13 protein-coding genes are annotated in these 12,573 nt (G+C 64.6%); 3 read left to right on the plus strand and 10 right to left on the minus strand.

The window, feature by feature from the left end; all coding sequences use genetic code 11:
• Positions 1-932: 932 nt before the first annotated feature.
• On the minus strand, positions 933-1,403 hold the full coding sequence (locus tag ABZ824_RS22345) for a MarR family transcriptional regulator (protein ID WP_356965114.1): 471 nt from the start codon (positions 1,401-1,403) through the stop codon (positions 933-935).
• Between the two features lie 81 nt (positions 1,404-1,484).
• Here ABZ824_RS22345 and ABZ824_RS22350 point away from each other — a divergent pair, with 81 nt between their 5' ends.
• A complete protein-coding gene (locus ABZ824_RS22350; protein WP_356965115.1) occupies positions 1,485-2,018 on the plus strand; it encodes a hypothetical protein in 534 nt (177 codons plus the stop codon).
• Positions 2,019-2,687: 669 nt separating this feature from the next.
• Here ABZ824_RS22350 and ABZ824_RS22355 read toward each other — a convergent pair.
• The 7 genes from ABZ824_RS22355 to ABZ824_RS22385 form a co-directional block, all read right to left on the minus strand.
• Positions 2,688-3,452 (minus strand): ESX secretion-associated protein EspG, encoded by a 765-nt coding sequence (locus tag ABZ824_RS22355; RefSeq protein ID WP_356965116.1) that lies wholly within the window; start codon positions 3,450-3,452, stop codon positions 2,688-2,690.
• 61 nt (positions 3,453-3,513) lie between these two features.
• Positions 3,514-4,791: a hypothetical protein gene (locus ABZ824_RS22360; protein WP_356965117.1), complete on the minus strand. Its 1,278-nt coding sequence runs from the start codon at positions 4,789-4,791 to the stop codon at positions 3,514-3,516.
• A gap of 13 nt (positions 4,792-4,804) precedes the next feature.
• On the minus strand, positions 4,805-5,179 hold the full coding sequence (locus ABZ824_RS22365; RefSeq protein WP_356965119.1) for a hypothetical protein: 375 nt from the start codon (positions 5,177-5,179) through the stop codon (positions 4,805-4,807).
• A gap of 13 nt (positions 5,180-5,192) precedes the next feature.
• The gene (locus tag ABZ824_RS22370; RefSeq protein WP_356965120.1) at positions 5,193-5,705 is read right to left on the minus strand and encodes a DUF3558 domain-containing protein; all 513 of its coding nucleotides are present in this window, start codon (positions 5,703-5,705) and stop codon (positions 5,193-5,195) included.
• 191 nt (positions 5,706-5,896) lie between these two features.
• Complete coding sequence (locus tag ABZ824_RS22375) at positions 5,897-6,406, minus strand: DNA-directed RNA polymerase subunit beta (RefSeq protein WP_356965121.1); 510 nt, start codon at positions 6,404-6,406, stop codon at positions 5,897-5,899.
• A gap of 114 nt (positions 6,407-6,520) precedes the next feature.
• Positions 6,521-6,730: a hypothetical protein gene (locus ABZ824_RS22380; protein WP_356965123.1), complete on the minus strand. Its 210-nt coding sequence runs from the start codon at positions 6,728-6,730 to the stop codon at positions 6,521-6,523.
• Positions 6,727-6,942 carry a hypothetical protein gene (locus ABZ824_RS22385; RefSeq protein WP_355072875.1) on the minus strand — a complete coding sequence of 72 codons (216 nt, stop codon included), beginning with the start codon at positions 6,940-6,942 and terminating at the stop codon, positions 6,727-6,729. Before ABZ824_RS22385 ends, ABZ824_RS22380 begins: the two co-directional genes overlap by 4 nt.
• Before the next feature lie 276 nt (positions 6,943-7,218).
• Here ABZ824_RS22385 and ABZ824_RS22390 point away from each other — a divergent pair, with 276 nt between their 5' ends.
• Complete coding sequence (locus ABZ824_RS22390) at positions 7,219-8,442, plus strand: helix-turn-helix transcriptional regulator (protein WP_356965125.1); 1,224 nt, start codon at positions 7,219-7,221, stop codon at positions 8,440-8,442.
• A gap of 600 nt (positions 8,443-9,042) precedes the next feature.
• Positions 9,043-9,669 carry a triacylglycerol lipase gene (locus ABZ824_RS22395; RefSeq protein WP_356965126.1) on the plus strand — a complete coding sequence of 209 codons (627 nt, stop codon included), beginning with the start codon at positions 9,043-9,045 and terminating at the stop codon, positions 9,667-9,669.
• A gap of 180 nt (positions 9,670-9,849) precedes the next feature.
• Here ABZ824_RS22395 and ABZ824_RS22400 read toward each other — a convergent pair whose 3' ends face one another.
• The gene (locus tag ABZ824_RS22400) at positions 9,850-10,437 is read right to left on the minus strand and encodes a transglycosylase SLT domain-containing protein (protein WP_356965127.1); all 588 of its coding nucleotides are present in this window, start codon (positions 10,435-10,437) and stop codon (positions 9,850-9,852) included.
• A gap of 669 nt (positions 10,438-11,106) precedes the next feature.
• Positions 11,107-12,540: a DUF234 domain-containing protein gene (locus ABZ824_RS22405; RefSeq protein WP_356965129.1), complete on the minus strand. Its 1,434-nt coding sequence runs from the start codon at positions 12,538-12,540 to the stop codon at positions 11,107-11,109.
• Positions 12,541-12,573: the final 33 nt, after the last annotated feature.

Raw genomic sequence — 12,573 nt, forward strand, 5'->3', positions numbered from 1 at the left:
TGCGCGTTCGACGATGCGCCGGGCCCACTCGCGGCGACGGTGATCGATCTGGTTATCGATCTGGAAAGTGTTGCTGCCGAGAATGATTCGGGATCCCCGCCGACTCGTGCCAGCCGGCCCACCTCCGCCGGCTTCCGTCGGTGCGTACTCCAGCGAGGCATAGGGCAAGGTTATGTTCACCCGGCGCTGTGTTTGTTGTCACTGGCGGGAGTAGCGGTGTGACCTGCATCGATGGGCCGTTGTCGGGCTGATGGGCCGTTCGCGTGGCGACTACGTGGCGCAACAGGCACTGCGGTTGATGCCGAAATCGTCTGTGGGGCAGCGTACGTCGCTTATCGACCACAGCACCCCGCCACCTTTCGCCAGGCGCGAGTGCCCCGCAAGCTCCGGTCCCAGCTGAACTCGCACCGGTGGGTCGTCTTCGGCTTGCTTCGCCCCAGTGACCGCGGCGGTGATGGTGCGGTACCGCAACGGGGAGGTGCCGTTTCGGGAACTCTGCCGCTCTATGTCCTGGCAGGATCGCTTTGGGAGGAAGCACCGTGTCTACCACGACTTCGATCATCATCCGTCGCGTGCTGACGGCGACGAGTGTCCGTTCGGTGGCTGCCTTCGCCGCCGTCATGGCGGCTGTGGGCGTCGCCGCCGCGCCTGCCCAGGCGCAGGCCCGGACTTCGAGGGGGAGGATGCGCGGGCTGGTTCCATCCGGTTCGGAAGGTCGACAACACCCTGGAGTGGGGAGTCGAGAACCAGGGCACCGGCACTGTCTGGCATCCCCCATCTGACGGTCACGCTGCAGAAAGAGCACACCGGGATCTTCTTCTCCGATGTGACCGAACGCAGCCAGTCACCAGCTGGGTTCGCCGGACATCGGCCTGCACTTCAACTTCAACCTCCACACTGCAAGGAGGGCGCCCATTCCGAAGTGCTGATGCTCATTGTTGTCCGCGGCCGGGCAATGGTGCGACGTCACTGGGTGCAACGTTCACGAATTTTCCCAGCAGTCGTTTGAATTGCACGCGCTCAGCGGCATCGAATCCCTCGAGCAGGTCGTCGGCGGCGGCCTTGGCGATCGTTTCCGCCTGTTTGAACGCCTTCGTGCCGGACTCGGTCAGTGTGACGGCGACCGCTCGCCGGTCGGCAGGGTCGTCGCAGCGTTCTACGAATCCTCTGGACTCGAGATCATCGATCATTCGGACCATAGCGGACTTGTCCGCGCCGAGATGTTCTACCAGCCGTGTCTGATTCATCGGGCCGAGGCGCTGCAGGGTCATCAGCACTCCGAAATGCCTGCCCTGTATGTCCAGTGCCGTGAGCGCCGAGTTGAACGCATCAGCCGCATGCCGGTGCGCTCGCTGCAGGAGAGGGCCGATGGCGTAGTCCGGTGTCGCGTCACGGATAGGCATGGCGGGAGGCTACCTCTCTGGTCGATCGCTCGACCAGATGTATCTCAATTGATACTATCTCAATTGAGATAATATCCTGTCATGAACTCGGAGGATCCGATGTCCGATCACACCACCACCGAACGAGCCCCGGTCCGCTCGGATCCACCGAGAGGCACCCAGGTATCCCACGTCGGGCGGGTGCTGCTGGTTGTCGTCGGCATCGCCACGATCGTCGTTCCCGTCCTGCTCGACGGAGTGATCCTGGCGAGCAGACATATGAACAATCCCGCTTGGCTGCCGCACGCCAAGCTGCATACCGCGATGGGTTTCTTCGCCGCCATCGGCCTGGGCGTAGGTGCGCTGATATGCCTGCTCGGCCGCCCGGTGACCGATCGCTTCAGCATGGCAACCGGCGCCTACCTCGCCGGCGCCTTCTGGATCGCGGTACTCGCCGCGGGTTGCTGGCCCGGCACCTCGTATTTCTTCGTCGATGATCCCGTCTACAGCCATCCCCTCTATCGCCCCGAATTCCTGGGAATGCCCGACAACGTCGCCACCGCGGTTCTCATGATTGTGCTGGTCGTCATCGGGCTAACGCTGGTCCTGAGGCGTCAGAAGACATCCACCGACTGAGCGCGCTGGCACAAGGTCGACGTGCCCGAACTCGGCGCGCTCGTCCGCGCCGGTGCCCTGTGCGGCAAGGGCAAACCGCTCGAACTCCCCGCGAGAGCACACCCGTATCGTCAACCTGCACGGCCGACAACACCGGAACCGGGGCCGCCTGACACATACCAATACAGAGGTTTTGATAATCCTTTTGATTCGGCGGCCGTTGTGGAGCGGCGGTTACACCGGTACTGGCAACAGCGCGCGGGGCGGCCGACCTGCCCCGTCGGGCCGCACCTCAGGAGGCAAATGCCCGCGTCACCGCATTGAACAACAGTTCGGCGGGGGCTTGGTCGACGGGCAGCGGTTGCAGCAGCTCTTTGTGGCTTGTGCGCGGGCTGCAGAATGAAGCGATCCGCTGTCCCCGCTCGATGGCGCGGTCCCGATCGACTTGTGCCGGACCTCTCGGCCTCTGGTTGTCTCCCAGCTCAGCCGGGTTCGACCGATCCGGCCGTCGCTGAGCGGATACACCACACGTAGGCCATCGAACAGGCCGACATCATGTCGTCGGTGCCATCGAAAACCAAGGTCTTTTCCGGAGAATCGGGCTGGTGAACTCCGGTGCGTCTGCGGCGCTGAATCGTTGGCTCACTTCTCTGGCCCGCTTGGTCCCGGTTGTCTGTGTGGAGGGTGGCGTCAGGTGTAGCTGGGATCGTTTTCCTCGCGGAAGGCCGCGACCGTTGCGTGTACGACCCGGTCGAGTTGGGTTCGCACTTCTGTGGTGTCGGCGGGGACGGCCTTGATGGTGGTTCCGCTGCGGACGAGATAGCGGCCGTCGGGGTAGTCCATCACGTGGAAGCCGCGGGCGGGTGCCGGGCGGTTGTCCCATGCGGGGCCCGCGTAGACCGCGACGTGGGCGAGGGTGGTGCGGGGGCGTTCGAAGAACTGCTCGGCTCGGGCGCGGGGCGGGGCTGGCGCGCCCACACGGTACGGCTCCTCGTCCTCCTCGGCGTCGATTTCGTGCCGGGAGACCTCGATGCCGGCGCCGCTGCCGCGTGCGGCGTCGGGTAGGTGGTCGATGACCCGACGGCTCACGCTCTCCGCACCGATCAGTGACATGTGCACGGCCCCACCGCGATCCGGTGATGCGGTGGGCTCCTGTACCAGCAGCACGGCATGCCGATAGTGCACGGCCGCGTGGACGCGCAGTTTGTCCTTCCCACCGAATCCCGCCATCTCGATGCGTGCCTCGGGTTCGGCCAGCACACGCAGAGCGCTGTACAGGGACTCGTCGAGGCGACGGTGCAGTCCGGCGGCTTCGGATTTCCACTCCGACTCGTAATCGGCGACGGTCTCCGCCGTGGATCGGTACTGCAAGGGGTATGGCAGCACGTCGCGCTCGACGGCCCGCCACAGCACCGTGAAGCCGAGCGCGGTGAACGACCAGTCCCGTCGGCTCATGCAACCGGCTCCTTTGTCATGGACCGCGCGCGTGGTGGCGTGGCGTCGAGACCGGTCCGGCTCATTCGCCGATCACCGGTGGCACCGACTTCACACTGTTCTCCGCACCGAGACCGGTGAGTTCCTCACCGTTGCGCTGGTTCACCAGGTAGTCCTTCGTCTGGTGCTCCTTGTCGTCGTCGCCCTTGCCGCGAGTGCCCGGCGCCATCATGCCCGGCATGCCGCTCGTTCCCGGCCGACCGGTGCCGGGCCGCGCGGAAGCGGCGGCGGGAACGCCGCCCGGGACACCGTTGATGCTGCGACCCGGTGCGGGAGTGCCGAGGCCGGGAGCGTTCGGGTTGAGTGTGCCCGGGCTGTGCGTGCCGGGAGATCCGGGACTCGGTGTTCCGGGGCGGGTCAGCGATGGATCGGTTCCGGGATTGGTGCTCGCCGGTTGGGTCGACGGGTTCGTGCTCGCGGGTGTGGTCGCGCTCTGTTCGGTCGTGCTTTCCTGCTCGGCAACAGGATTCGTGCTGGACGGGACGGTGGTCTCCGGCGTGTTCTCGGTACCCGGTTGCTGTGCTGGGTCCGCCGTGGTGGCTTTGTCGGCGGTGCCGGTGCCGGACGACGACGGCTGCCAGCCGTTGTTCGGCGTGTACGGCTGATCGCTCGAATTGTGCACCGGGTTGTACGGCTTGGGCACCAGTGGAACGCCGGTATCGGCTTCACGGACGGCAGGGTAGAAGACGTTCTTGACGACGTTGACGGACGCGTCGTGCGCGGCGTCCTCGCGATGCTGGTTCAGCTTCCAGGTCGGGCCCGGCACCCAACTCGCGACGTCGCTGGTCCACGTATGAACGGGTGCTTCTTGCACGGCGGGCCGGGTGACCTCGATGCCCGACCGGATGATCTTCACCTTCTCGGCGACGATCTGCACCGAACTGATCAGTCCACCGGACTTGTCCACATATTCCTTGATCCCGTCCGCCGCGGCCTTCGCCGCCGCCCCCTCCCATTTGCCTTCCATGGCCTTGCCGATCTCCGGGGCGAAACCTCGCAAACCCTGCTCGAGCCGGTTGCGAATGGACTCCCACCGCTGGTGCAGCGCGACGACATCGGTGATCGACATCGCCTGCACACGTTGATAGAGATCGTCCATGCCGTCCGGGTTCTTGTACGCGCTCTCCGGAACTTTCGGCGACTGGGACTGCAAATCATTACCGGCGCGCATGATTTCGGTGATGCGGTTCCGCGCGATGGCCGCGTCAGGGCTCTCGTCGCGCGAGCCGCTGTCCGGCGGGCCGGATTTCGACTGCTCGTACAGCGCGGCGCCAATCGCTACCAAGAACGGCAGGCCCATGATTATCCCCCGGTCAGTTCAGCAGATTGCTCGTGTCTTGCGCATTGGAGTCGTCCGTCGCGCCGATGCGGTCCACGGAAATCTGGATCGTATCACGCATCAGGGTCAGTACTTCGATGTGCTCTTTGAGGGCGGAGTCGACATCCCCTTCGCCTCCAACCGCCTTGTCGCCCAGCATTGTTGCTAGCTCGTCTGCACACTCGAAACTACCCAAGCCCGTCACTCTCGTCATCCTGATCAGGTCGTTGCGCAGATCTTGATACAGCCGGATCTGGCGATCGCAAGCATCCCGACATTCCTTCGCTACCGACGGGTCCAGGTATAGACGGCCGCTCTGCGCTTCGCTGGTCAGGAACTGCCATCGCGACCTATCCTCCTCCAGGGCCATATTCATACTCCAGTCAACGCGGCAGAATCGGAAGCAACACTTCGGCTGCGGCCGTCGCGCGGTCACACGGTGGCACTTGACGCCCCTTTGCTGAAACATTGAAGACGGTGACTTCGACGGCCCCGAAGCTAGCGGGGAAGATCAGATCGCAAGCCTCGTCGGGGCCGTAATTTTTACTGCGAAACTTGAACCCGGAGCGGCTACCAATCGTGATGCTGCTGAAGTCGATATTGTCAGCCTTCCTCTTGAAGTCCTCGACAGGGTGAATGGTGGACCACACGTCAAGTGAGTAATTCCATGGCTGGCTCGGGTCGTACCAGCCGCACACTTTGAATCCAGGCTCTTCTATCCCAGCCACACCCGACTTCTTTGTGGACGGATCCACGCCGATCTTGAGGAGCGTCTGGTCCGACACTTGCGTGCACGGATCCCACAGGGCGGCCGTGGCCGCCGAAGTGTCGATCGTTGTGCTGGGCGTGGCAGTCCCGTGCGTGCCCGAATCGCACCCCGAAGCGACCAGCGCCACCCCAGCGAGTGCTACAACTGTCGCCGTCGTCCGTCGTCCCACGAAGCCTCCCGATCCGGGCCGTCAAAGTCGTCCTGAAGTCTATGACGCATATACAGGGTCTCCGGTTCCACCGGATTCGGTTCGTTCGGATCAGGAGCTTCGGGTCGTTGCGTCATCTGATCGACGGGCCCGCAGGTGGGTGGGCGTTGCTAGGGGTGGTCTCGCGGCTGGTCGGGCTTTTGGAACCCATAGTGGTGGTGTGCAGTTCGGTCCGCGCAGATGATGATCGACTGTACGACGGTGCTGATGTGCGGGCGGAACGTGTCGCGTGGTGCGACGACCCACCGGCGGTATCCAGTTCGTTCGTCGGCGGGGGAGGGCAGCAGGATCTCGCCGCCATCGGGGACGATCGTCGCGGAGGCGCGCAGCAGTGCGACGAAGATGTCGGTGTCGTTGGCGAGCTGGTGGGTGTCGTCGGGGCGGACGAGGATCGTCCAGCGTCCGGAGCCGTGTGCGATGACGGGGCCGAGCAAGTATTGCCCGGCGAGGTCGGTGTGGACCATTCTGCCGAGCTGTTCGGGCACGGTGACCGCGCCTACGTCTCCCGCGCGCAGGGTGATTCGCCGAGTTTCCTCGTGTACGTAGCACGGCAGGCCGTAGACGTGCCGGTAGCGCTGGCAGCGGATGAGTGTGGGATCGAAGGCGGGATCTGTGTTCATGGCCGCTCCGTCAGCACGAATCGGTGTGGAGTCGGCCTTGTTCGAGTTGGGCAGATCGCATCGTTGCAGTCTCCGTTCGCATTTCGAGGATGAAGGGGTGGCGGCGCGGAGCGATCAGTCCCACAGCTGTGCGCAAGGAAGGTGCGGGAGATCGTCGTCCAGGTCGTCGTCCACAGTCACCGTGATTTCCGGGAACCGTTGCGCCAGTGCGCGTGCGACGCTTTCGGCCTGTTCGGCGCTCGCCTGGTAGTCCAGGCGCAGCGGACCGGTTTCGATTTGGATGTGGCGGCGCCGGTTCGGCTGCCCGGGAGCAGCTGCCGTCACTGCGGCCTGCTCGGGTCCGGCACCATCCGTCCGCTGTCGACCAGCACCTGTCGTGCCGCCGCTTTGCGTGCGCAGTATTTCGCGCGGCAGGCCACATGGATCTGCATCACCTCATGGGCCTGGCGGATGCTGAGCGGCCGCATCGGCGCTTGGTGGGCGGCCGCGTCACACAGGGCGATGAGTTGGTACATGGCGAGGGAATGCGTGGACACGGGAAACCTCTCTGTCTCGCGGATCGAGCGGTGCCCGGTACCGGGGGCTGTCGCCACCGGCCCGCCACTCTGGCGGGCTGGTGCGCCGCGCAGAGTGCGGCGTCGCCCCGGTACCGGGCACCCGCGACCGAACGTAGGTCGCCCGAATACCGAGGTAGGAGCACGGATCGCGGTTTCCGTTCCGGCTATGCGAAGAGCCGTATATCCTGCCGGTGCAATCGCTTTCGGGGTAAAAGCTGTGGGGAAATTCGACCAACGATCGGGGGACGCTCGGCCATGTACATGACCACGGGCGAAGTGATCCGGCGCATCAGGAAATCCGTCGGCATGACGCAGACGGAATTGGGCGCGCTCATAAATTTCTCGCAGCCCGCCGTTTCGGGTCTGGAGCGCGGCGGCCCGGCCTCGCACGACGTTCGCGTCTTGCGGCTCGTAGCCCGTGCACTGGGCGTTCCGCTTGCCATACTGGTAGTGGAGTCGGACCGGGAGGCAGATGTGGACCGTCGCAACTTCTTCAAAGCAGGGGCATCAGTAAGCGCGGGGGCCGCCATGATGTCGGTTTCCGCCCCCGCGAACGCCGCGTCGGCGTCCGCAGGGAAAGTCGGCGCGAGCGATGTCGAAGCGATCATCGACAGCGTGAATCAGATCCACGAACTGGATCTGGTGGTCGGCGGCGACCGTTTGTGCCGGGTGGCGGCCAATCAAGTCCGCTATGTCGAGCAGCTTCTCGACCAGGGCAGTTACACCGAGGCGGTTGGTCGGGCGCTCACCAGCGCCGCGGCCGAGATGATGACTGCCGCCGGGTGGGTGCATTACGACGCCGGGCGTCTCGACGATGCTCGGCGGTATTACGCGGACGCGGCGAACGCCGCCAATGCGGCAGGTGACGGGATCGCTGCGGCGCATGCACTGGGGAATGCCAGCTTTCTGATGGCGAGTCGTCCCGGAGACGACGCGAAGGGCAATCCTCTTGCCGTGCAATACGCACAGGCCGGGGCGCGGGCATCGCTCCGCGAGGGTGGTCCGAAACTGCGTGCGTTGATGGCGATCAGGGAGGCTGAAGCTCACGGGGTACGCGGTGACAAGTCGGCGGTGACGGCGGCGATCAGCCGGGCGCACCGTGCATTCGAATCGACTCGTGGGCACGACCCGGATTGGGTTTACCTGCCGGAAGCCGAATTCGTCGGTGGCATCGGCTGGGCGCAGATGCGGCTCGGCGAGCACTCGCAGGCGACATCCAACCTGCAAGCCGCAATCGAAAGTTCGTCGGCATGGCCCAGGGAGCGGGCGGCGTGGCAGCTCAACCTCGCGCGCAACCTGGTCAGCGCCGGTGACGTCGCACGAGCATGCTCACTGCTCGCCGACAACTACGACAACATCGCCGGACTCGCGTCCACCCGCCTGCATCAACGCATCGATGCCATCGCGACCGCGGTTCGCGGTCATGCCCGGGTCCCAGAGGTTCGAGACTTCTTGGCCCGGCGCGCGGCACAAGTCTGATACCTCGTATCCGTTGGTCGGCATCGACCAGCTCGCGGGAAGCGCGAACCAGGGCTCGCCGCATCGAGGTCTAGCTCGAAGGTGGGTCTTGGCGCGCCGTGCCGTCCCTGATGCCGCGTCCGGAATTTGATGCGGTAACCCCACGGTCGGGTGGCAGCCGCAAGTTTGCCCACATCCCGCTGCGCGGCAGGCGGCTGGTCCGGATTCAGCGGGCGGTGGTGATGGCGTCGGCACAGCGTCAGCCTGTCGGATTCATTGCCAAGCTGACGTGAGTATTCGGAATCGTATGTACGGTGGGCGGCCCGCGACTTCAACGGGCACGGGTTCGAGGCTCTGGACTCCTCTCCCGGCCTGCCCTCTGCTGTCAGCTCGTCGGCGCGGCGTAGCTTCGCCCAGGACCTTCTTCGCGGAATGTCGCGACAGATCCAAGGACTCGGCGACGAGTTGAAACAACCAAGTCTCACAATGCCCCCGGATGAGCTTCGAGGCGCTACCTTCTGTCTGCTCGCAGTGCAGCGAGCAGATCGGAGTCAAGTCATGCGCATCACATCGATCACGCGCCGCCTACGAATGGCCGCAATCACCCTGGTCGCGACGGCTATGGCCGCACTCGGCATCGCCACGCCACAGGCGGCTGCGGCGCCGGCGCGAGATCCGATCCTTTTCGTCCACGGCTGGCAGGGATCGGCGGCGGACTGGGATTACATGTGGAGCAGATTCCTCGACGCGGGATACTCCGCAGAAGAGATGGCACGATTCAGCTACGACACCACCCAGTCGAACAAGGACATCGCACTACAGGTGAAAGCGCAGGCCGATGCGCTGCGCGCGAAAACCGGTGCCGCCAAGGTCGATATCATCTCCCACTCGATGGGCGGCCTCAACAGTCGCTGGTACCTGAAGAAGCTGGACGGCCTGAATTTCGTCGACGACTGGGTCTCCATCGCCGGCCCCAATCACGGCACCGACGTCGCCAACGGATGCTTCGACGCCTCCTGCGCGGAGATGCGGCCCGGCTCAGCCTTCCTCGCCGAACTCAACAGCACCGACGAAACCCCCGGCCGGGTGAACTACGGTACCTGGTGGTCGCCGTGCGATGAGATCATCAACCCCGATCAGAGCACGATTCTCAGCGGTGCCACCAACACCCAGACGGCGTGCCTCGGCCATATCGCGCTGCTGTCCTCGTCGACGGTTTTCGAGGGCGTGCGCGACTTCGTGAAGTAGTCGGCTGAGCCCGGCCAAGCTGTCCGCAAGCGTCGACGGCCTCCGCGTCGAGGAAGTCCAGCCCGAGTCGTGGGGACAGGGCTGAAACAGCGGTGCCGCGGTGGCGCGGTCGCACCCGGAAACGGCAGCGCCTCCGCGTCGAGGAGACGAGGAGGCGCTTGCCGGATCCGAGTTCGAGGCTCAGTAGGCCCCGTTGACGTTGTCCATCGAGCCGTACCGATGAGCCGCGTAGTTGCAGGCGGCGGTGATGTTGGCGACCGGGTCCCAGATGTCGAAGGCGGTGCCGTCGACGTGGTAGGCGTTGAAGGTCGGGTCGATCACCTGGAGCAGGCCCTTGGAGGGGGTGCCTTTGGCGGCGTTGGAGTCCGACAGGTTGATGGCCTTGGGGTTGCCGCCGGATTCGCGCATGATGTTGCGGTGGATGCCCTCGTAGCTCCCCGGAATGCCGTGCAGGCGCATGACGTCGAGGGACTGGCGGATCCAGCCGTCGAGGTTGTTCTCGTAGACCTGCGGCGGCGCGGGCACGAGACCCTCGGGCGCGGGAGCGGGCAGCCCTGGCAACGCGGGCAGCTCGGGCAGCGCGGGCAGTCCCGGCAGAGCCGGGAGGTCGAACGGCGCGGCGACCGGCGTAACGGGCGCCGGAGCGCTGTCGTCGGCCACCGCCACACCGGCGGAGAAGCCGACGGCGATCACGCCGACGGTGGCGGCGAGGGCAGCGCCCTTACGAAGGGACGGGCGGCGGAGAAAAGAAAGGCGTGCGTCAGACATCGAGAAATCAGTTCCTTGTTCGTGCGGCGATCCAGCCGGGAAAACCCAGCGCGGATCCACGGCGGGCACCAGGTAAGGTGTTCGCCATCTCGGCTCGTGTGCGGTTTTCGGATTTCGTTGTGAAGGCCAGGGTTCGAATTCCTGGCGGCGCGACGCGGTGCACAACTCGGGGGCGATGCCCGTCGGTGCCGCTGCCGTACCCGAAGAGAAACAAGCCGTGGGCTGTGGAGCTGTTTCCCAGGTCCCTCTCAGACCTGATCTCAGCTTGATCACGGCTGGTTAACGCACGGCAAACAGTCAGTTAATGATCCGGATAAGCGATCTTGTAAGCGCCTATCGGCTATACCTATCAACGCCACTACCAGGCATTTTGCTAGCAAACGTGATTTGAACCACAAATTAGTATTATGCAGTAACGAGACCAACTTTGTCTCGATCCGATTACTGGAACTCTGTATCCACGCTTGTGCTGACAACTCGGAGCGGGCATGGGCAATTACCTCGCGACTACCTCGCAACCAGTCCTACCGGCTTGCAAGATCGCGCTCCGCGAAAAGTTCCGCCCGTCCCCTGAGTCGATTCCGTTCGCATCGCTCGGCATCCTCGAGTCGTGGACGCAGATTATCCGGGCGTCCGCTCGGGGCCGAACAGGCCGATTCGGATCGAGATTCACTCCCATGCTCGAACGAGATCCTCTGGCCCCCAATGCAATGCCAGCGGCAAGTTCTTCGCGACGCCGGATCGCGAGACGGCTACGAGTGCGGTGCTGTGATCGGTTCCGGGCACTGCGGACAGCGAACGGGCGAGACGGTCGTAATCATGGCGGTCGAACGGGCGATCTTCGAGCCACTTGATCGAGCCGACGAAATGCACCGCCCTGGCGACCGGTTCTCGATCGGCCCCGATCAGGTCGATTTCGGGATTGTTCTGCCGGTTCCACCAGCCACCGACCGCCTCGGTGTCCGGCCACCTCGCATCGGGCAGCAGACGCATGAGGGATTCGCGGACCAGCGGTTCGATAGCGCGTCCGCGCCAGGTGGTCCAGGAACGTTCGATCCGGTTCAGTGCGACATCGCCACGGCCGCGTTCGATGAGTGGAATGCCGCGTTCCAGGAAGGCGAGCCAGAACCGGAGATAGGGGTCGGCGATTCGGTAGCGTTTGTTCTTGGTATCCGGCTTCGTGGACAGCGGAAGATCGGCAGCCACGATTCGCTTGTCCTGCAACATGTTCAGCAGCGGATTGAGGGTGCCCGCGGGCAGTGCGTTCGTTCCACCGGCTTCGGCGGCGATGGTGCTGAAGGTTCGTTCTCCGCTGCCGATGGCTTCCAGGACCGCGCGCGAGCGCATTCCCTCCGGAAACTCCCCCAGCAGCGACAACTCGCCTGCCACGAGCAAAGGAGCCAGCGGATTCGCGGCCGCGTCCCGCAGGAAGTCGGCACGGCTCATTCCTGGGCGCCACGAACTCACGATCTCGGGAAACCCGCCGGTGATCAGCAGCGCGTCGATGCTGTCGGCGGCGTCGAGGCCGGTCATCGCCTGCACATCGGCCAAATGCAGCGGTTCGACGGTCATTTTCGTCGCGCGTCCGAAGAACGGCCGGTCGCGTGATCCGAGGGCCTCCATGACGGAGATGTCGCTGCCGACCAGGAGCAGTAGCACCGGCTTGGCCGACAGGTGGCGATCCCACACCGTCTGCAACGCGCCTTCGAACTCCGGATCCTGTTCGACCAGCCACGGCACCTCATCGATAACCGCGATGCAGGGCGCGTCATCGGGTAAGGCGATCGCCAGGGACCGGAGAGCTTGATTCCAGTCGCCGGCCTGCAGCCCGCTGATCAACTCCGCGCGCCCGAACCCGGACTGAGCGACCGTAGCGGTGAACTCCTCACGCTCAGCAACGGGATTGCGCCCGCGCGTTGCCTGAAAGACCAGGTAGCCGTGGTCGGAACGATCGCAGAATTCCTGGACGAGCCGCGATTTACCGACCCGTCGGCGACCGGTCACGATGACGGCACGGCCCCGGGTGGTGCCGGTGCCCTCGATCACCGAGTTCAGTTGACGAGTGAGCAGGTCGAGGTCTGCGGACCTTCCGGTGAACTCCACACTCGTCTCCTGAACTAAGGTGACAACTTACTA

This window comes from Nocardia sp. NPDC047038 (assembly GCF_040644075.1).
Lineage (GTDB): Bacteria > Actinomycetota > Actinomycetes > Mycobacteriales > Mycobacteriaceae > Nocardia > Nocardia sichangensis.